This is a genomic window from Caulobacter sp. GW821-FHT12A07, from assembly GCF_058807655.1.
The window spans coordinates 560,045-579,720 of record NZ_JBXAQX010000003.1 but is presented as its reverse complement, the minus strand read 5'-3'; the positions used below and the strand labels follow the sequence as shown (position 1 = coordinate 579,720).

The following is a 19,676-nucleotide window of genomic DNA, read 5'->3' as shown; positions in this document are numbered from 1 at the left end:
GCGGGAGAAGGTGTCGGCGAAGCCGACGGATGAGGGGTCGAAAGACCTCTCCGCAAGCTTCTGAGAAACCCCTCACCCGACCTCGCTCCGCGAGGCCACCCTCTCCCGCAAGGGGAGAGGGACGCTCGTCACCCCGCCTCGCCCGTCAGCTCCCGCCGCGCCTTCTCCAGCTCCTCGGCGTAGCGCCGCGTCGCATAGGCCTCCGACAGCACGCCCAGCACGTTCTTCTTGTCGTCGATCACCGCCAGTTCGTCGGTCTCGCCGTGGTCGAAGGCGCGCATGACGTCCTTGATGGTCTGGTCGGGCTTCAGCGCCGTGTCGGCGTTGATCGCCAGGCTGGCCACGGGCTTCTCGCCGTCGCCACCGTCGACATAGGCCTTGGCGGTCGGGATCACCCCGGCATAGAGCCCGGTCTCGTCGACCATGATCACCCGCTTGGTCGAGCCCAGCGGAAAACGGCGGCGGAACTCGGCCAGGGTGGTCGAGGCCGGCACGGTCTGGACGTCCTTGCGCATCATCCGCCCGGCGCTCAGCGGCCGCATCCACGAGACGTCGTGGGCGCTGCGGATGGTCTCGCCGCGCAGGTGCAGCCGCCAGGTCGAGAACGAATAGCCGAAGGTCTCGCGCACCATGGCGCTGGCGATCATCGAGGCCACCAGGGCCGCGGCGGCCACGGTGAAGTCGCCGGTCGCCTCCAGCACCAGGAACGACATGGTGAAGGGCCCGCCGACCACGGCCACGCCCAGCGCCGCCATACCGACCAGGGCCGCGACGGTCGGATCCAGGCTCGGCGCCCAGGGGATCAGCAGCGACAGCGCCGAGAACACCTGGCCGATCAGCGCCCCCAGGAACAGCGAGGCGAAGAAGAGGCCGCCCCGAAACCCGAAGCTCAGCGAGATCACCGAGGCCAGCGCCTTCATCGCCAGCAGCAGCACCAGCATCTTCAGCGGCAGTTCGGTCATCAGGTTCAGGTGCAGCGCCCCGTGGCCCGCCGACAGGGTCTGCGGCGTGACCAGGGCCAGCGCGGCCAGCCCGACCCCGCCGATCGCCGGTCGGAGCCAGCGCGGGATCGGCGAGCGCGTCACCAGCCGCTCGGCGTTGGCCACCAGCCGCATCAGGGCGATGCCCAGCACCGCGCTGATCAGGCCCAGCAGGGCGTAGAGGCCGTAGTCGGTCCACGACTGCACGGCCTGGGTGTCGGTCTTCAGCAGATAGGGGATCGCGCCCATCTTGCCGGCCACCAGCACGGCGGCCAGGGCCGCGGCGGCCACGGGGGCCAGGTTGGCGACGGTATAGGCCCCGATGACGATCTCGAAGGCGTAGAAGGCCCCGGTCAGCGGCGCCCCGAACGCGGCGGCGATCGCCGCGCCGGCCCCGGCGCCCACGAGCGTGCGCATGTCGGCCCGGCGCAGGTTCAGCCGCTGGCCGGCGAACGAGGCCGCCGCCGCGCCGGCCTGGGCATAGGCCGCCTCCAACCCCACCGAGGCCCCGACCCCGTTCGACAGCATGGTCTGGCCGCAGATGAAGGCGCTGTCCTTCATCGACAGCCGCCCGCCGTGCAGGGCGTTGGCCTCCACCGGGTCGACAGCCGGACGCGGCCGGTACTTGGCCCAGGCCCAGCCGGCCGCGCCCAGCAGCAGGCCGCCGATCGGAATGGCCAGCAGCCGCCAGGGCGCGACATGGGTCTGGGCGCTGAGCCGCTCGTTGATGTCGATCTGGAACAGCAGCATCTGCAGGCCGTGCGCCACCTGGGCCTGCACGACCGCGAAGGTCCCGGCCGCCACCCCGATCAGGGTGGCCACGGCGATCAGCCACAGCTCGCTCGACCGGATCCTGCGCCGCAGCCAGCCGACGCCCTTCACGGATGCGGCGGCGGAGGCGTGGGCGAGCGACATGGGTCTTCGATAACGCGGGGCGGCGGGTCACTTCAATCCCGTAAGACCCCCTCAGTCGGCTTCGCCGACAGCTCCCCCAAAAGGGGAGCATCTCGAAGAGCAACGCGCCCGCAAATCCTCCCCCTCTGGGGGAGGTGGCCCGGAGGGCCGGAAGGGGCTAGCGCTAGACCTTCAACCGCCGCGCCTTCAGCCGTCCCGCCAACGCCTTCTCCGGCGCCGCGCCCACGAACCCCGGCCCCGCCGCATAGTCCAGCCGCCGCGCCAGCACCCCGATCGGCGCCGCCGTCAGCCGCGCCAGCAGCCCGCCCGCCGGAACCAGCAGGGCCGCCGCCCCCGCCCCGCCGGCCAGATGCGCCTCGACCGGTCCGCGCCAGGCCTCCGGCAGGCCCCGCGCCGGATCCAGCGCCAGGATCCAGTCGCCCCGCGTCACAGCCGCTCCCGCCGCCAGCAGCGCGCCCCGGTCGCCCGACGCCGCCACGAACCGCGCGCCGCTGTCCTCGATCAGCGCATCCAAGCCAGGCTCGGCCGGCCCGGCGATCACCACCTCCTTGACCAGGCCGTCGACGGCCGCCGGCACCAGCTGGGCCAGAAGCTGGGCGAGCGCGTGCACGGAGGCTGGGCCGGGCGCGACGGCGGGGAGGATCACTGAGATCATGCATCCGCCTTTGCGGCCTCGCGCTACATCGCGTCAAGCATCGTTCTTGTTATGTTCTCAAGGTGCACGTAAGGTTCGCCTCATGCTGTCGCGCCGCTCCTTCACCGACACCGCCTACAAGACCGGGACCGCCGCCCTGCGCGGTCGCGGTGCGCGCAGCAACGAGACCGGCCGCTACGAGAGCCGCACCTCCGAGCCCTTCGAAGACGGCTGGACGGAGGACGACAACGCCGCCCGGCCGCTGACCACCAGCGTGCTGGCCATGAAGTCCAAGACCGTCATCGCTCGCAACAAGAGCCCCGACGTCGGCTTCGACCGCTCGATCAACCCCTATCGCGGCTGCGAGCACGGCTGCATCTACTGCTACGCCCGGCCCGCCCACGCCTATCTCGGCCTCTCCCCCGGCCTCGACTTCGAGAGCAAGCTGTTCTTCAAGCCCGAAGCCGGCAAGCTGCTCGACCGCGAGCTTTCGAAGCCGACCTACAAGGTCGGCTCGGTGCATATTGGCGGCGACACCGACCCGTACCAGCCGCAGGAGCGCGGGCTTCGCGTCACCCGGGGCGTGCTGGAGACCCTGAGCCGCTATCGCCACCCGTTCTCGATCATCACCAAGTCGGCCCTGATCACCCGCGACCTCGACATTCTGGGCGAGATGGGCAAGGCGGGCCTGGCCCGCGCCGCCGTGTCGATCACTACGCTCGACCGACGCCTGGCCCGCAGCATGGAGCCGCGCGCCGCCACGCCCGAACGCCGCCTCGACGCCGTGCGCCAGCTGTCCGAAGCCGGCGTGCCGACCATCGTCATGTTCGCCCCGGCCATCCCGTCGCTGAACGACCACGAGATGGAGGCGGTGCTGGAGCGGGCCAAGGAAGCCGGCGCGGTGGCTGCGGGATACGTCGCCATCCGCCTGCCGATGGAGATCCATGGCCTCTTCGAGCAGTGGCTGGCCTCCGACCATCCCGACCGCGCCAAGCGGGTGATGTCGCTGGTGCGCCAGATGCGCGGCGGGGCGGCCTATGACAGCGAGTTCGGCAAGCGCATGACCGGCGAAGGCCCGATCGCCGAGGTGCTGAACCAGCGCTTCCACGCCGCCCTGAAGCGCTTCGAACTCGACAAGCCCCTGCCCCGCCTCGACGTCACTCAGTTCCGCGTCCCGCCCAAGGCGGGGGATCAGTTGAGTTTGTTCTAGTCGCTCCCTCCCCCCCAGGCCCGTCATCCCGGCCGAAGCGAAGCGGAGAGCCGGGACCCAGGGGCCGCCGTATTGCGCTGGCCGCCCCAAGGCGCCCGACCTGAACGCCGCGCCCAGTCGCCTGGGTCCCGGCTCTGCGCGCTACGCGCTCCGGCCGGGATGACGACCGGTGAAGTAGAAGCACGCTTGCGTCTGTCACAGGAAGGTCCGCCAATGCCGCCCATGACGACAGAACACCGTTACGCCGGAGGGTGCCTGTGCGGCGCCGTGCGCTGGAGCGCTGCGGGCGAACCGACCTATCAGGGCTATTGCTGCTGCGCCGACTGCCGCAAGGCTTCCGGCTCCGGCTTCGTGCCGTTCATGGGCTTTGCGGCCTCGGCGGTGACGATCACCGGAGAGACGCTGAAGGTCCGCTCGCCGGCCTTCCGGGGCGGCACGGCCCTGCGCAACGCCTGCCCGGCCTGCGGCGGCCTGGTGTTCGGCGGCGAGGTCGGGGTCGACGCCAGCCACACGATCTATGCCGGCTCGCTGGACGACGCGGCGCAGTTCGCGCCGACCATGGCCCTCTTCCTGCGCGACAAGCCGGCCTGGGTGGTGCTGCCGCCAGGCCTGGCGGCCTTCGAGACCATGCCGGACTAGGAAATCACCCAGCCACCTGTCGGTGCGAACGCCCGCCGTTCGTCCTGGCCAAGAACCGCCCGAGCCGGGGCGTCATAAAAAGGGAGAACGAGCATGTCGGATACGAGCGGAAAGTTCGGCTGGTACGAACTGATGACCACCGACGTCGAGGCGGCGGCCAAGTTCTACGCCGAGGTCGTGGGCTGGACGCCGACCGACTCCGGCCTGCCCGGCCCCACGCCCTACACCATCCTCAATGTCGGCGACGCCGGGGTCGGCGGGGTGTTCACGCCCGAGGGCGGCTGTCCGGAAGGCTCCCGCCCCGGCTGGATCGGCTACATCTTCGTCGACGACGTCGACGCCTATGTGGAGAAGGTCGTCGCGGCCGGCGGTTCGGTGTTCATCCCCGCCGGCGACATCCCCACGGTCGGCCGTTTCTCGGTCGTCGCCGATCCGTACGGGGCGGTCTTCACGCTGTTCAAGCCGTTCCCGCAGGACGAGGTCCCGCCGCAGCCGCCCGAATGGGCGCCGGGAACCTTCGGCTGGCGCGAACTGATGGCCGGCGACCTGGAAGGCGCTTTCGCCTTCTATTCGGGCCTGTTCGGCTGGGTGAAGACCCAGGCCATCGACATGGACCCGATCGGAACCTACCAGCTCTTCGCCTACGAGGCGGGCGGCCAGGACGTGGGCGGCATGATGACCAGGACCGCCGACATGCCGGCGTCGTTCTGGAACTACTACGCCCAGGTCGACAGCGCCTGCGCCGCCCGCGACCGCGCCCTGGCCGCCGGCGCCACGACCATGATGGACGTCCACCAAGTGCCCGGCGGCAGCTGGATCTACATGGCGACCGACCCGCAGGGGGCCGGGTTCGCGGTGGTGAGCACCAACCAATAGCCCTCTCCCCTTGCGGGAGAGGGTGGCCCGCGAAGCGGGTCGGGTGAGGGGTCGATGGCCCGATCAGCCGCGAAAGCGGAACTGCCGGGCGTAGCGTCCAAGTTCTGAGAGACCCCTCATCCGTCGGCTGTCGCCGACACCTTCTCCCACAAGGGGAGAAGGATCATTTCTCCAGCAGCAACGCCTTGGTCAAAAACGCCTTGTCGCGCCCGATCACCCGCAGCCCGGCCGCGCCGAACAGCGCCTCCAGGTCCTCCTGCGCGTAGCTGCCGTAGAACGGCTCGTGGAAATAGGCCGGGAAGACCTCGAGCATCCGCGCCAGCTGCGGCTCGTCGGACGGCTGGACGGAGTCGGCGAAGGCCAGCACGCCGCCGGGCTTCAGCACCCGGGCGATCTCGGCCGCCACGATGGGGCGCACGCGCGGCGGCAGTTCGTGGAACAGATAGACGCAGGTCGCCGCGTCCAGGCTGCAATCGGCGAAAGGAAGATGCTCGGCGTTGGCCTGCACCATGCCCCGGCCCGACCGGGTGCGGGCTTCGGTCAGATAGGCCGGCGACAGGTCCACGCCCGCCAGGGCCGCGCGCGGGAAGGCCTGCGCCAGGTCCCGCAGGAAGGCGCCCGAACCGCAGGCGACGTCGACGGCGCTGAGCGCCCGCTGGTCGCGTCCCCGCCAATGCCGGGCCAGCAGCGACAAGGCCCGACGGCGCATCGCCCCGGCCGCGCCGGAGAACAGCGCCTCGACCTGGGCGTCGTAGCGACGGGCGCTCTCGGCGGTGAACCAGCCGCCCGACTGATAGTGGAAGTTCTGCCGGTAATAGGCCGGATAGCCCTGGCTTTTCGGATCGTCGCGCACCTCGACGCCGTCCCCGCGCCGGCGGCGCTGGTCGACCTCGCGGGCGTCGGCCAGGAAGTCCCAGGCCTTGAGGATCGAACCAGCCGGATCGGCGGGCGCGTCTTCCATCGGCGGATAGAGGCCTGCGGCGACGTCGGCGGCGTCCTTCTCGAAGGCGGCGAAATAGGCGCGGCGCAGGCGCGCCCGCGACAACGGCGGGGACTCCGACGCCAGGCGCGGCGCGGCCTTGCCCTCGGCCGGCCGGGTCATGAACTTGGCCAGCCCGCCGGCGGCGGTCCACCAGGCGGCCTTGGCCGCCGCCTTGCCGCGCTGGGCGGCGGCGTCGAGCGTAAAAGCCCTACGCCCGCCCTCGCCTCTTCGTTCGTCCTGGACCATGCCGCCTCATCGCGAGAAGACGCCGACCAGCTCAATATGCGGCGACCAGAGGAACTGGTCCACCGGCAGCACCTTCTCCAGCTTGAAACCGGCGTCGATCAGCACGCCGGCGTCACGGGCGAAGGTCGCCGGATTGCAGGAAACCCCCACCACCCGCGAGACCTTGGACTTGGCGATCTCGTGCACCTGCTCCAGCGCGCCGGCGCGCGGCGGGTCGAAGACCACGGCGTCCATCTTGTCGAGCTCGGTCGACAGCATCGGCCGGCGGGTGAGATCCCGCGCCTCGGCGATGATGGCCTTGAGGCCCGGCGCCGATCCGACGGCCGACTTCAGGGCCGCGATCGCCGGCTCGGCGGAGTCGGCGGCGTAGACCGAACCGATCTCGGCCATGCGGAAGGTGAAGGTGCCAACGCCGCAGAACAGGTCGGCGATCTTGGCCGCGCCGGCCACGTGCGCCAGGGCGAAATCGGCCATGGCCTTCTCGGCGGCGGGCACGGCCTGCAGGAACGAGCCGGCCGGCAGCGGCACGATGGCGGGCCCCAGCTTCACCAGCGGCTGGCGGGCCATGTACAGCGTCTCGCCGGCCAGGGTGACGCGGGCGAAGTCGAACTCGCCGGCCACCATCGCCGCCTGCACGCGGGCGTCGGCCGACAGCCCGCCGCTCTTGCGCTCCACGCCGGTGACGTCGATGTCCAGGCCCGTGCCGGTCAGGGTGACGTGCAGGGTCGGGGCCGACTTCGGGTGCTCGAGGAACGGCTGGGCCAGGCGCGCCAAACCCGGCAGGGCCGCGACGATCTTAGGATGGGTGACCGGGCATTCCTCGATCTTCACCAGGTTCCAGGAGCGGCGCTCCTTGAAGCCCAGGCGCACCCCGCCCTTGCCGCCGCGCGCGTGCAGCGCCACCCGGCGGCGCGAGGCCGGCGGCGAGGCGATGGTCGGCAGGATCTCGGTCTCGATCCGCTCGCGCTTCAGCTCGAACCGCACCTGCTCGCGCTTCCAGTCGAGATAGGGCGCGATGTCCCAGTGCTGCAGCGCGCAGCCGCCGCAGTGGCCGAAGTGCCTGCACGGCGGCGCGACCCGCTCGGGGCTGGCCTCCAGGATGTCGACGAGCTCGCCGCGCGCGCCTTCCATGCGGGCGGTGATCTTCTCGCCCGGCAGGGTCAGCGGCACGAAGGCCGGGCCGGCCGCCACGCCGTCGCCCTGGCCGCCGACGGCGTCGATAGTCAGTTCTCGCATTGTCAAAAGTCGCCTTAAGGAACCCCGCCGGGCTCCGATCCGTTCAAGCCAAGCCATGGGCATGGCCTAATTTCCGCCTCTTCCGCGCCAAGTTCGACGCCGAAGAAGCCAGTTCGAACGCGTCCATACCTCATTCGGGGGCCGCGTGCGTGAACGAAGATGAACGGCCCGGTCAACGACCGTTCAGCTACGGCTTGGCATGGTGCGAGCAACGGACGATCCCCCGATCGTCACGCCCGCCTTCAGGGAGAGTTTTTCGATGATGATCCGGACCGCCATCAGCGCCATCGTCGCCGGCGCGGCCCTCGTCGGCGCCGCGGCCCCGACGATCGCCTCGGCCCAGGCCTACGGCTACGACCAGGGCGGTTATCAGGGCGGCCAGGGCGGCGCCTATGACCGCAACGGCTACTACTACGACCCCTGCCGTCGCAGCACGACCAACCGCGCCACCGGCGGCGGCCTGGCCGGCGCTGGCATCGGCGCGGCCATCGGCAGCAGCGTCGCGGCCCGCGGCGCCAAGACCGAAGGCGCGGTGCTGGGCGGCCTGCTCGGCGCGGTCGTCGGCGGCAACATCGGCAAGAGCTCGGCCGCCTGCGCCCCCGGCGCGACCCCGCCGCCGCCTCCCCCACCGCCCCGCGCCTACAACGACCGCTACGACGACTACGACCGCAACGCCGGCGGCTATGACGACGCCCAGTACGACCGTCGCGGCGGCTACACCTACGAGTCCGAGCGCTCCTACCGGGTGACCGAAGGCCGCGCCGACGCCAACGGCTGCACCCTGGCCGAAAGCCCGATCTACCTGCCCGACGGCCGCACCCAGAAGCGCTTCGTCCGCGTCTGCCCCGACGCCTCGGGCCGCTACCAGGTCGTCGACTAAGCTTCGGATTTCCTCCCCGGAATCCCATACTGAGGGCCGCCAGCTCCCCCCGCTGGCGGCCTTTTCTTTTGCCCGCCGTCTGGCGGAACCACCGCCCCGCCCTGCTATTGAGATCGCATGACAGACGTCGACATCGCGATCGTAGGCGCCGGCGCGGCGGGCCTGGCCGCCGCCGGGGAAGTCGCCGCCAGCGGCCGCTCGGGCCTGCTGCTGGAAGCCCGCGACCGTCTGGGCGGACGCGGCTGGACGATCCCCTCGCCCGTCGGGCCGCTGGACCTGGGCTGCGAATGGCTGCACTCGGCCGACCGCAACCCGCTGGTCGCCCGGTTCGAGGCCCTGGGCCTGACCATCGACCGCACCCCGCCGCCCTGGGCCAGTATCGCCGACAACCCCGCCTTCGATCGCGAGGAGCGCGCCGCGTTCGGCGCGGCCTTCCAGGCCCTGGACGAGCGGCTGGCGGCGGCGGCCGAGGATGGCGGCCCCGACCGTCCCGCGTCGCAGCTGATGCTCCCCGGCGATCCCTGGAACCCGCTGTTGAACGCCTTCAGCGCCTTCTACAACGGCGCCGAGTTCGACCAGGTCTCGCTGCACGACTACGCCGCCTATGACGACAGCGAGGTCGACTGGCGCGTGGCCGAAGGCTACGGCGCGGGCCTCGCCCGCCTGGCGCCCGCCCTGCCGACGCGTCTCTCCACGCCGGTGACCACCATCCGCCACGACGGCCCGCGCCTGGTGCTGGAAACGCCGCAGGGCGCGATCTCGGCGCGGGCGGCGATCATCTGCGTCCCCACCGCGATCCTGAGCTCGGGGGCCCTGCGCTTTGTCCCCGAACTGCCGGATAAGCTGGACGCAACCGCCGGCCTGCCACTGGGCCTGGCCGACAAGGTCTTCCTCCAGGTCGATGAGCCGGAAGCCTTCGCGCCCGAAAGCCAGCTGTTCGGCGATCCTCGCAGGACGGCGACGGGCGCCTATCACCTGCTCCCCCTCCACCGGCCGGTGATCGAGGTGTTCCTCGGCGGCGCCCACGCCCGGTCGCTGGAGGGGCAAGGCCGCGGCGCGGCGGCCAACTTCGCGATCGACGAACTGGTCGGCCTCTACGGCTCGGGCCTGCGCTCGCGCGTCCATGTGCTGGCGGAAACCGCCTGGGCCGCCGACCCGTTCGCCGGCGGTTCCTACTCCCACGCCCTGCCCGGCCGCGCCGGCGGCCGCGCCCGCCTGGCGACGCCGGTCGATGGCCGGCTGTTCTTCGCCGGAGAGGCCTGCTCGCCCGACGCGTTCTCGACGGCCCACGGGGCCTGGCTCACCGGCGTCGAGGCCGGGCGGGCGGCGGTGGCGGCGGTGGGCTGAAGCTCGGACGGCCAGGACAATGGCGCGTTCCGCGATCGATCTGGCGCCTCTTGCCAATGCCGTGGCGGACCATCGCGCCTAGCTTCCCTTCGACAGTCAGGAAGGGTCGATGATGTTGGAACGCCGAAAAAGGGTCGCGCTGGTCACGGGCGCATCTTCGGGCATGGGTAAGGAGATCGCCAAGCGGCTGATCAAGGACGGCTATCAGGTCTATGTCGCCGCCAGGACCGTCGATCGGATGGCCGATCTCGTGGGTCTCGGCGCCAAGGCCATGGCGATGGACATCTCCAAGGAAGCCGACATCGTCGAGACCGTGCGCAGGATCAATGTGGAGGTCGGCGGAGTCGATGTTCTGGTCAACAACGCTGGCTTCGGGCTCTACGGCGCCGTCGAGGACATCTCGCTGGATGAAGCCCGCTATCAGTTCGAGGTCAATCTGTTCGGCGTCGCGCGCCTGACGCAACTGGTGCTGCCCGAGATGCGCAAACGCCGCGAGGGCAAGATCGTCAACATCAGCTCGATGGGCGGCAAGATCTATACGCCGCTCGGCGCCTGGTACCACGCCACCAAGCATGCGCTCGAAGGCTGGTCGGATTGCCTGCGTCTCGAACTGGACCCGTTCGGCATAGACGTCGTCATCATCGAGCCCGGCCTGATCGAGACCGGCTTCGGCGACGTCGTCGCCGAAGGTATCCAGAACCGCTCCGGCGGCGGCGCCTACGCGCCGATGACCGAGGCTGTGGTCAGGTCGACGCGCGGAGCCTACGGCCAGGGGCGCGGCACGCCGGCGACCAGGGTCGCGGCCGTTGTGTCCAGCGCGCTGAAGGCGCGTGATCCGAAGACGCGCTATGTCGTGGGGAAATACGCCAAGCCTATGATCGCCCTGCGCCGCTGGCTGGGCGATCGGGTCTTCGACCGCATCATCATGAGCCAGATGAGCTAGGGAACCGATATGACCACCAGCCAGGCGCAGGTTGACCGGTGTCGATTGCCGACGGCCTTCTGGCGCGCGATCGAGGCCGTCGGCCTGGCTCCGGCGGCGGTCCTGCGCCAGGCCCGTCTTCCGGCGACGCTCCATATCAACGCCGACGCCTTCATATCCACCGAGCAGTTCTTCGCCTTGTGGACGGCGATCGCCTCGTTGAGCCATCTGCCGGATCTGGGCATCCGACTGGTGGAAGCCACCGAGACCGGCGTCTATCCGCCGTCGATGCTGGCCGCCTTCTATGCGCGCGACTATCGCGACGGGCTTCGTCGGGTCGCACGCTTCAAACGGCTTTGCACGCCCGAGAAACTCAGTCTCGTCGAGGCCGACGGCGAGTGCGTCATCACCAATGAGTGGCTGTTCGCCAACGGCCCCGCGCCGCCCATCTTCGTCGACCTGGCCTTCACCGCCCTGCTGGAGCTGGGGCGCAGGGCGAGCGGACGGCGGATCGTTCCCAGGCGCGTCGAGTTCGCCAGGCCGTCGGTGCGGCACGACGCTTGGGAAAGCTATTTCGGCTGCCCGATCCGCTACGGCGCGGAAAAGGACGCGCTGGTCATCGACGCAGCCGACCTTGACCTACCCTTCCCGGGCCACAATCCCGAGATGCTGGAAATCCTGACCCCGGCGCTGGCCGCCGCCCTCGGCGAACTCGAATCCGGCAGCGCGATGGGCGAGCAGATCAAGGTGGTGATCAAGCGCCGTATGGCTTCGGGTCGCCCCGAAATCTCGGACATCGCCCATGAACTGGGCGTCAGCGAGCGGACGCTTCAGCGACGGGTGACGGAAGAAGGCACGACCTTCCGGCAATTGCTGTCGGAAGCGCGTCAGGAGCTCAGCCGTCAATTGCTGGATGATCCGGGCGCGGGGATCGAAGAGATCGCCTATCTGCTGGGCTACCAGGACACCGGCTCGTTCTATCGCGCATTCCGGGACTGGGAAGGCGTAACGCCTGGTCGATGGCGTGAGATGAAATTCGCCGCGACCTGACGCCCGCTTTCGGCGCGTCCAGAGAGGGAGTGGCGGCGACTATCGGGAACACGCCGCCAAACACGCCTCAACCCTTCAGCCAGGCCGCCGCCTCCTCCACGTCGACCACGTCCGCGTACTTCAGCTGAAGATCCGTCAGGTTGGCGAAGTGGTAGCTCTCGTGCTTGTCGGCCACGCACTGCTCGGGAACGATGGTGCGGTAGCCGCGCGACAGGCTCTCCACCGCGCTGGCCCGCACGCAGCCGCTGGTCGAGCCGCCGGTCAGGATCACGGTGTCGATCTTGTGCCAGACCAGATAGCTCTGCAACGGGCTCTCGAAGAAAGCGCTGGGCATGCGCTTGTCGTAGACGAGGTCCACGGCCGCATCGATCTCGACGCGCGGGTCGAAGGCGTGGCGTTCGCTGTCCTGCTTGATGTTCTGCAGGCTGTCGGGCGTGTCGGTGCGCGTGCCCCAGACGCCGGCGTCGCCGCCGTCGGGCTTGTACATCACCCGCGTCCAGATCACCGGCATGCCGCGCGCGCGGGCCAGGGCCGACAGGCGGTTCACATGGGCGATCTGGTCGGGATCGGTGACGTAGGCGCTCTTGGGGAACAGGTCGGGCCGGGTATAGGCCTGCTGGAAGTCGATATTGACCACCGCCGCCTTGGACCCGAAGCCGAAGCGGGCGCGGGCCGGATTGGCCTTCACCGCCTCGTATAGCTGCCGGGCGGTCTTGTCCTCGGCCACCATGGTCGGTTCGAAACGCAGGGTCATGGCGAGCTCCGTCAGGTAGGGGTGAAGAGGCCGAGGAACGCGGCCCCGATCAGCAGGACCCAGAGGGTCAGCACCACGGGACGCGTGGCCTCCAGCACGGCGCTGATCGCCGCGTCGCTTTCCGGCGTCGGGCCGGTGGTCAGCATGGTGGTCACCGGCGCGCCCAGCGGCGCCAGCTGGCGGCGGATCAGCAGGCCGCAGGAGATGGCGATCGCCAGGATCAGCATCTTCAGGGCGATGAACAACGGCGCGGCTACGAGGCCCGCCAGGCTGGCGAGCGCGTAGCCGCCCAGGCCCGCCAGCACGGCCCAGCGGATGGCGATGTCGATGCGGCGGATCCCGGCCTTGGGCGGGCTGTGGTGGATGTGGATGCTCCAGGCCATGATCAGCCAGAACAGGCACAGCGCCCAGACCGCCGCCACGGCCACCGGCGAGACGTCCCACCAGCCCTTGACCGTGGCCAGGGTCAGGCCCGTCGGCAGGGCCAGGATCAGGCAGGTGCGCGGCGCCATGTCGATATCGTTGAGCACGCGCAGGGCAAGGCCCCGCTCCTTCACCGTCCGCGCCGGGTCGGTCAGGTAGCGCGAGATGTAGAAGGCCCCCAGGTCCCCGCCCAGCCAGTAGACGAAGACCAGCACGTGCAGCAGCGTCAGCAGGGCGAGAAGCATCGTGGAATCCGGCGGTTGTCGTGCCGCCTTGATGCCGCCTCGCCGGGCGCCGGGGCGGCTCGTCGCCGAATTTATCGCCTCGCGGATATCCCTACGCCCGCGACGTTCGGCGGCGCCGTGCGAATCCGAAGAAGCGTGCTAAGGCACAGACCGAGGGGCTTTCCGATCTTGTAGGTACCCATGCGTTCTTACCGTCGCCCAGTGCTGGCGCTCGCCGGCTTGCTGCTGCTTGCCTTGCCCCAGACGGCCGCCGCCCAGACCCATGAGCAGGCGGTGCTCGACGAGATCAACTATGTGCGGACCAACCCCCAGGCCTACGCCCGCGAACTGAGCCGCGACCAGGGCCTCTATCGCGAGGATCCTCAGGCGTTGGACGAGGCCGTCGCCGAGCTGCAGCGCCAGCGCCCCCTGCCGCCGCTCACCTCGGACGGGCGCATCGACGACGCGGCCCGCGATCACGCCCGCGTCCAAGGCTCGCGCGGCGACGTCGGCCACGGCGCGAGCGGCAGCCTGGGCCAGCGACTGCGCAAGTACGGCGTCTATGCCGGCATGTCGGCCGAGAACATCTCCTACGGCTACGAGGATCCGCGCGACGTGGTCCGCCAGCTGATCGTCGACAGCCGCGTGCCCGGCCGCGGCCACCGCCGCAACATCCTGTCGACCGGCTACAGCAGCGCCGGCGTCGCCTGCGGCGGCCACCGCTCGTACGGCGCCATGTGCGTCATCGACTTCGCCGGGGCCATGCCCGAAGGCGTGGCGCGAGCGGCGCGGTAGAGGTCTCCATCACCCCCGCTATTTTTTACCGATTTTCCCCGCGAAGGCGGGGATCCAAGCCGAGTCAGCGGGCGCTCCACGGCAGCGCCTCATCCCGAAAACCCGCTTGGATCCCCGCCTTCGCGGGGAAAATCGGATCTGAGGTCGGCTCAGTAGATAGCGACAGGCGTTAGATCACTCCCGCTGCCGCCAACTCGGCGATCTCGGCCTGGCTCTTGCCCAGCCCCTTGAGCACCGCCGCCGTATCCGCCCCGAGGCTGGGCGGCGGACGCTCGACCACGACAGGCGTCCTCGACGCCCGGATCGGCGAGGCCACGGTGCGGATCGGGACGGCGAGGTCGTCCCGCGTCTGCTCGACGACCAGACCGCGATGCACCGCCTGCGGCTCTTCGAACACCTGGTCGATGCTGTTGATCGGCCCGCACGGCACGCCGGCCGCCTCCAGCAGGGCGATCCAGGCCTTGGTCTCGCGGCCGGCCAGGATCGGGGCCATGGCCTGGGCCAGCTGCGCCCGCGCCGCCACCCGCTGGGCGTTGGTCGCAAAGCGCGGATCCTCGCCAAGCTCCGGCGCACCGGCAGCCTTGGCGAAGGCCCGGAACTGGCCGTCGTTACCCACCGCCAGCACCATCGCCCCGTCGGCCGTGGCGAACACCTGGTAGGGCGCCAGATTCGGATGGGCGTTGCCCAGGCGTCCCGGCGCCTGGCCGGTGGCGAAATAGTTGCTGGCCTGGTTGGCCAGGACGGCGGCCTGCACGTCGAACAGGGCGATGTCCATGTGCTGGCCCTCCCCCGTCGCCCGCGCATGCAGCAGGCCGCAGAGGATGGCGTTGGCGGCATAGAGGCCGGTGAACAGGTCGACGACCGCCACCCCCACCTTCATCGGCTCAGCGCCCGCCTCCCCGTCCGGCTGGCCGGTGATCGACATCAACCCGCCCATGCCCTGGATCATGTAGTCGTAGCCGGCCCGCGCCGCGTAGGGGCCGGTCTGGCCAAACCCCGTGATCGAGCAGTAGACGAGACGCGGATTGATCTTCGCTAGGCTCTCGTAGTCGAGGCCGTACTTGGCCAGACCCCCGACCTTGAAGTTCTCGACCACCACGTCGGCCTCGGCCGCCATCTGGCGGATCAGGTCGGCGCCGCGCGGGTCGGCCATGTCGATGGTCACCGAGCGCTTGTTGCGGTTGGCGCAGGTGAAATAGGCCGCGTCGCCCCTGCCTCCGTCCACCGTCTCGAAGAACGGAGGCCCCCAGGCCCGGGTGTCGTCACCGACGCCCGGCCGCTCGACCTTCACGACCTCGGCGCCCATGTCGGCCAGGGCCTGGGTCGCCCAAGGACCGGCCAGCACGCGGGAAAGATCGAGCACCTTGACCCCCGAAAGGGCGGCGCCGGGCCTGACGTCTGATCGCAAGGCGACTGCTCCGGATATTCCTGTTGCGGGCGACTTCCAGCGCCCCAGGCTGCCTCGCCTACCGATCTGATCGCGGCGGGGCAAACGGCGATGGCGAAACTATCCGAAAACCAGGCTGGCGAATTCCAGCAAGGCGAGTTCCGGAGGGGCTGGCCGCTGCTGCTCAGCGTCGTGCTGGGCGTCGGCCTGGGTCTTTCGCCCCTGCCCTTCTACAGCATCGGCATGCTGGCCCCGCAGCTGGCCAAGGAATTCGGCTGGAGCTTCGCCTCGATCATGCTGGGCCTGCCGGTCGCCACCGTGGCCGTGATGATCGTCGGGCCGATCATCGGCTGGCTGGGCGACAGGATCGGCGTGCGACCGGTGGCGATCGCCTCGCTGGTGCTGTTCGCCTTCGCCTTCATGGCCTTTTCGCTGACCAACGGCGCCCTGCCGCTGTTCTACCTGAACTGGGCGCTGATGGGCGCGGTCGGCGCGGGCACCTTGCCCACCACCTGGACCCGGGCGATCAACAACGGCTTCGAGGCCAACAAGGGCCTGGCGCTGGGGATCGCCCTGATGGGCACCGGCGTCTTCGGCTTTCTGATCAAGCCGTTCCTGATGTGGATGATCGAGGCCCACGGCTGGCGCGCGGCCTACCTCGTCACCGGCGCCCTGCCCCTGGTCGTCGCCCTGCCGGTGGCTCTGCTGGCCTTCAAGGATCCCGGCGTCGGCCGCGTCCACACCGAGACCGCGCCCCTGCCGGGCCTGACCCTTCCCGAGGCCCTGCGCGATGCGAAGTTTTGGCTGATCGCCGGCGGCTTCCTGCTGTTCTCCTTCGCCATCGCCGGCCCGCTGCCCAATCTCGAGAACATGCTGAAGCTGAAGGGCTTCAGCAAAGCCGAGATCGTCAGCCTGGCGCCCGTGGTCGGCCTGTCGGTGATCGCCGGGCGCGTGGCCGGCGGCTGGCTGGTCGATCGCTTCTGGGCCCCGGCCGTGGCGCTCGTTTTGCTGTGCCTGCCGGCCCTGGGCTGCCTGATCCTGCACGGCCAGGACCCCGGCTTCACCGGCGCCCTGGTCGCCATCGCCCTGGTCGGGGTCGCGGCGGGCATGGAGTTCGACCTGCTGGCCTTCCTGATCGCCCGCTATTTCGGAGCCCGGTCCTATTCGACGCTCTACGGCTGCCTCTACTGCGCCTATGCGGCGGGCTCGGGCCTGGGGCCGGTGGCCTTCGGGGCCGACTTCGACCGCAGCGGCGGCTACCAGCTGTCGCTGGTCGTGGCGACCGTGCTGCTGGTGCTGGGCGGCCTCGTCCTGCTGCCGCTGGGCCGCTACCGCTTCGCCGCCGCCCATGAGGTCGAGGAGGCCCGCGTCGAGGCCGCCGCCGGTGAGCGGGTCGCCGTTCCCGGCGCCTGACAGGCGGATTTTCCCGCCGTCGTCCGCCCCGACCCGGCCGGAGCGGCGCAAGCTCTTCCGCCTACAGTAGGAGTGCGCCATGACCGGTCGCGTCAACGAGGGGCCGATCCAGGCCTATGACGGCCCGCCCGACTATCGCAAGGTCGGCCGCCACGGGGTGTTTCCCGAGATGTCGCACGACGAGATCGAGCGGCTGAACGTCCTGGCCCAGCTCAACCGCCACCTGTCGACCCGCCTCATCCCCGGCGTGAAGCAGGCCTGGGAGACCCGCGTCGAGCCGGCCTTCCAAAAGACCCACGGCCGCGCCCCCGACGATCGCCACGAGGTCCGCAAGGCGCTGCTGAAGGATCCCGCCTTCCAGACCTGGTCGGCCCTGCGCCGCCTGACCATGGAGCAACGCCAGCAGGCCGGCCGCTGGACCACCCTGCGCCAGGCCGAGGAGCTGGCCGCCAAGGCCGCCGCCCTCAACGCCGCCTCGGGCCAGCTGGAGCTCGACCCGACCCTGCCGATCCCGCGCTACGTCTCGGCGGTGGACCACCACTGCATGCCCGGCAGCTATCACGTCGAGCGCTTCGAGGGCGACGTCTCGGGCGGCGCCAACTACGACCACGGCGGCTTCGCCACCACGGGCGGTTTGCTCGGCCGCTTCTCCGACGGCGGCGGCCACGCCGTGGTGCGGTGGGTCAAGCGCCGGCTGCCGGACTTCAAGCCCAAGCGCATCCTCGACATCGGCGCCACCGTCGGCCACAGCGTCCTGCCGATCGCCCAGGCCTTCCCGGACGCGGAAGTCGTCGCCATCGACGTCGGCGGGCCGATGCTGCGCTACGCCGCCGCCCGCGCCGCCTCGCTGGGCGTGACCAACATCCGCTTCGTCCAGGCCGACGGCGCCGACCTGTCGCGCTTCGAGACCGGCAGCTTCGACTGGGTGCAGACCACCATGTTCCTGCACGAACTGTCGCTGACCTCGATGAAGGCCATCTTCGCCGAGAGCCGCCGCGTGCTGGCCCCGGGCGGCGTGGTGCTGCACGTCGAGCAGCCGCAGTACGCGCCGACCATGCCGCTGTTCGAGCAGGCCATGCGCGACTGGGACGCCTTCTACAACAACGAGCCCTTCTGGAGCACGCTGCACGAGATCGACCTGGACGCCCGCATGGTCGAGGCCGGCTTCAAGGCCGAAGACCTGATCCATGACGGCGTCACCGCCGTGGTCGACCGCGAGGTCTTCCCCGACGCCGCCGACGACGACAGCGAAGACTACGGCCGCAAGGCCGCGTGGCGCGTGATCGGAGCGCGGAAAACTCAATGAGCATCGCCGACGCCCTGGCCGACGCCGGCGCCAAGCCCGCCGGCAAGCGCCCCTATTTCTTCGCCAATCCCGAGGTCGAGCGCGTGCTGGCCGTGACCATGGCCGTGGTCCAGGAACTGGCCGTCACCCGCGCCAGGCTCGACACGCTGGAGCGCGTGCTCGAAGCCCAAGGCGGCCTCGACCGTGCGCAGATCGAGGCCTTCGAGCCCTCGGCCGAAGCCGCCGCCGAGCGCGGCCTGTGGCTGCAGGAGTACCTCGCCCGCGTGCTGCGCATCGTCCAGCAGGAGGCGGAAGCCGCCGTCGCCACCGGCGACGTCGCTTCGGAAGACGTGGCCGTCGAGCTGCGCGACTAGCTTTTTCAGGATCTGACCGATGAACCTTCTTAGGGCCGCCACCCTGGTGACGCCGAACGCCGCCGCGACCGCGCAGCGCTACGCCCAATGGCTGGACTACACGGTGGTTGAGCAAGGCGAGGTCCCCGCCGACCTCGCCGCCAGCTGGGGCGCGCCCGCCAGCGCCGGCCGGCCCTACGCCGTGCTGCAACCGGCCAGCGGCGCAGACGTCTTCCTGCGTTTCGTCGAGGGAGACCCGGTCCCGGAGTACCGCCCCTTGCGAACCTACGGCTGGGCGGCGATCGAGATCTGCTGCCAGGACGTCATGGCCGTGAACGCCCGCATGCAGGACGCGCCTTTCGAGATCATCGGCCCGCCCAAGCGCATCGACGGCCTGCCCACCATCCATCCGATGCAGGTGAAAGGTCCGGACGGCGAGATCGTCTACCTCACCGAGATCGTCTCGCCCGGTAACGGCCTGCCCCATCCCGGCAGCCTGATCGACAAGCTGTTCATCCTGGTGCTGGCCAGCGACGACATGGACGCCAGCGGCCGCTGGTTCGCCCAGACCCTGGGCCTGGACGTCGGCGCGCCGATGACCATCGTCTACAACATGATCAACGACGCCTTCGAGCTCCCCAAGGACAGCCGCCACGCCCTGGCGACGGCGACCTATCAGAAGGACGTCTTCCTGGAGTTCGACCAGTACCCGGCCGAGGCCACGGTCCGCCCCGGCCACGCCGGCGCCCTGCCGCCGGGCATCGCGATCGGCACGCTCAAGCACCCGGACTTCGACAGCGTCCAGGGCGACTGGATCGTCGCCCCCACGGTCCGCGACGGCGCCGTCTACGGCGGCAAGCGCGCCGGCGTGCTGCGCGCGCCGGGCGGGGCGCTGGTCGAGGTGGTGGAAGCCTGACTCCAAACCCTCTCTCATGGAGAGAGGGAGGGGCCCGCCGCGCAAGCGGTGGGAGGGTGAGAGGGTACGCCGTCGGCCGCGTGGATCTTTCACCGTTCCGACGACAGCAACGCGGCCATCAAACAACTGAAAAACAAGAAAGGCGCGGCCGAACGACCGCGCCTTGTTCTGTGAGGGTGTAACCTCTCACCCTCCCATGGCTTCGCCAT

General features: G+C 70.2%; 19 protein-coding genes. 12 read left to right on the top strand and 7 right to left on the bottom strand.

The window, feature by feature from the left end; genetic code table 11:
- Positions 1-128 precede the first annotated feature (128 nt).
- Positions 129-1,895, bottom strand: coding sequence for a chloride channel protein (locus AC1RRS_RS09405; protein WP_492854924.1), 1,767 nt, complete (start codon positions 1,893-1,895; stop codon positions 129-131).
- A 163-nt stretch (positions 1,896-2,058) separates the two neighbouring features.
- The gene (locus tag AC1RRS_RS09400) at positions 2,059-2,550 is read right to left on the bottom strand and encodes a cell wall biosynthesis glycosyltransferase (RefSeq protein WP_492854923.1); all 492 of its coding nucleotides are present in this window, start codon (positions 2,548-2,550) and stop codon (positions 2,059-2,061) included.
- Between the two features lie 82 nt (positions 2,551-2,632).
- Between AC1RRS_RS09400 and AC1RRS_RS09395 the strand changes: the two genes are divergently transcribed.
- The 3 genes from AC1RRS_RS09395 (at position 2,633) to AC1RRS_RS09385 (ending at position 5,254) form a co-directional block, all read left to right on the top strand.
- Complete coding sequence (locus AC1RRS_RS09395) at positions 2,633-3,739, top strand: PA0069 family radical SAM protein (RefSeq protein ID WP_492854922.1); 1,107 nt, start codon at positions 2,633-2,635, stop codon at positions 3,737-3,739.
- Positions 3,740-3,961: 222 nt separating this feature from the next.
- On the top strand, positions 3,962-4,378 hold the full coding sequence (locus AC1RRS_RS09390) for a GFA family protein (RefSeq protein WP_492854921.1): 417 nt from the start codon (positions 3,962-3,964) through the stop codon (positions 4,376-4,378).
- 93 nt (positions 4,379-4,471) lie between these two features.
- Positions 4,472-5,254: a VOC family protein gene (locus AC1RRS_RS09385; protein WP_492854920.1), complete on the top strand. Its 783-nt coding sequence runs from the start codon at positions 4,472-4,474 to the stop codon at positions 5,252-5,254.
- A 163-nt stretch (positions 5,255-5,417) separates the two neighbouring features.
- Here AC1RRS_RS09385 and AC1RRS_RS09380 read toward each other — a convergent pair whose 3' ends face one another.
- A complete protein-coding gene (locus AC1RRS_RS09380; protein ID WP_492854919.1) occupies positions 5,418-6,482 on the bottom strand; it encodes a class I SAM-dependent methyltransferase in 1,065 nt (354 codons plus the stop codon).
- Between the two features lie 6 nt (positions 6,483-6,488).
- On the bottom strand, positions 6,489-7,718 hold the full coding sequence (locus tag AC1RRS_RS09375) for a class I SAM-dependent RNA methyltransferase (RefSeq protein ID WP_492854918.1): 1,230 nt from the start codon (positions 7,716-7,718) through the stop codon (positions 6,489-6,491).
- 259 nt (positions 7,719-7,977) lie between these two features.
- Here AC1RRS_RS09375 and AC1RRS_RS09370 point away from each other — a divergent pair, with 259 nt between their 5' ends.
- The 4 genes from AC1RRS_RS09370 (at position 7,978) to AC1RRS_RS09355 (ending at position 11,917) form a co-directional block, all read left to right on the top strand.
- On the top strand, positions 7,978-8,598 hold the full coding sequence (locus AC1RRS_RS09370) for a hypothetical protein (RefSeq protein WP_492854917.1): 621 nt from the start codon (positions 7,978-7,980) through the stop codon (positions 8,596-8,598).
- A 117-nt stretch (positions 8,599-8,715) separates the two neighbouring features.
- Entirely contained in the window at positions 8,716-9,945 is a 1,230-nt protein-coding gene (locus AC1RRS_RS09365; RefSeq protein WP_492854916.1) for a flavin monoamine oxidase family protein, read from the top strand.
- 109 nt (positions 9,946-10,054) lie between these two features.
- On the top strand, positions 10,055-10,888 hold the full coding sequence (locus tag AC1RRS_RS09360) for an oxidoreductase (RefSeq protein WP_492854915.1): 834 nt from the start codon (positions 10,055-10,057) through the stop codon (positions 10,886-10,888).
- A 9-nt stretch (positions 10,889-10,897) separates the two neighbouring features.
- Complete coding sequence (locus AC1RRS_RS09355) at positions 10,898-11,917, top strand: AraC family transcriptional regulator (protein WP_492854914.1); 1,020 nt, start codon at positions 10,898-10,900, stop codon at positions 11,915-11,917.
- Positions 11,918-11,984: 67 nt separating this feature from the next.
- Here AC1RRS_RS09355 and AC1RRS_RS09350 read toward each other — a convergent pair whose 3' ends face one another.
- Together AC1RRS_RS09350 and AC1RRS_RS09345 are read right to left on the bottom strand one after the other, a co-directional pair.
- Positions 11,985-12,671: an isochorismatase family protein gene (locus AC1RRS_RS09350; RefSeq protein ID WP_492854913.1), complete on the bottom strand. Its 687-nt coding sequence runs from the start codon at positions 12,669-12,671 to the stop codon at positions 11,985-11,987.
- An 11-nt stretch (positions 12,672-12,682) separates the two neighbouring features.
- Positions 12,683-13,339 carry a hypothetical protein gene (locus AC1RRS_RS09345; RefSeq protein WP_492854912.1) on the bottom strand — a complete coding sequence of 219 codons (657 nt, stop codon included), beginning with the start codon at positions 13,337-13,339 and terminating at the stop codon, positions 12,683-12,685.
- Between the two features lie 180 nt (positions 13,340-13,519).
- Here AC1RRS_RS09345 and AC1RRS_RS09340 point away from each other — a divergent pair, with 180 nt between their 5' ends.
- A complete protein-coding gene (locus tag AC1RRS_RS09340; RefSeq protein ID WP_492854911.1) occupies positions 13,520-14,113 on the top strand; it encodes a CAP domain-containing protein in 594 nt (197 codons plus the stop codon).
- Between the two features lie 169 nt (positions 14,114-14,282).
- Here the strand turns inward: AC1RRS_RS09340 and AC1RRS_RS09335 are convergent, their stop codons facing one another.
- Entirely contained in the window at positions 14,283-15,521 is a 1,239-nt protein-coding gene (locus AC1RRS_RS09335) for a CaiB/BaiF CoA transferase family protein (protein WP_492854910.1), read from the bottom strand.
- 90 nt (positions 15,522-15,611) lie between these two features.
- Here AC1RRS_RS09335 and AC1RRS_RS09330 point away from each other — a divergent pair, with 90 nt between their 5' ends.
- The 4 genes from AC1RRS_RS09330 to AC1RRS_RS09315 all read left to right on the top strand — a co-directional run bounded on the left by AC1RRS_RS09330 (position 15,612) and on the right by AC1RRS_RS09315 (position 19,467).
- The gene (locus AC1RRS_RS09330; protein ID WP_492854909.1) at positions 15,612-16,913 is read left to right on the top strand and encodes an MFS transporter; all 1,302 of its coding nucleotides are present in this window, start codon (positions 15,612-15,614) and stop codon (positions 16,911-16,913) included.
- A gap of 79 nt (positions 16,914-16,992) precedes the next feature.
- A complete protein-coding gene (locus AC1RRS_RS09325) occupies positions 16,993-18,219 on the top strand; it encodes a class I SAM-dependent methyltransferase (RefSeq protein ID WP_492854908.1) in 1,227 nt (408 codons plus the stop codon).
- On the top strand, positions 18,216-18,572 hold the full coding sequence (locus AC1RRS_RS09320) for a hypothetical protein (RefSeq protein ID WP_492854907.1): 357 nt from the start codon (positions 18,216-18,218) through the stop codon (positions 18,570-18,572). The genes AC1RRS_RS09325 and AC1RRS_RS09320 overlap by 4 nt, the downstream gene beginning before the upstream one ends.
- A 19-nt stretch (positions 18,573-18,591) precedes the next feature.
- On the top strand, positions 18,592-19,467 hold the full coding sequence (locus tag AC1RRS_RS09315) for a VOC family protein (RefSeq protein ID WP_492854906.1): 876 nt from the start codon (positions 18,592-18,594) through the stop codon (positions 19,465-19,467).
- Positions 19,468-19,676: the final 209 nt, after the last annotated feature.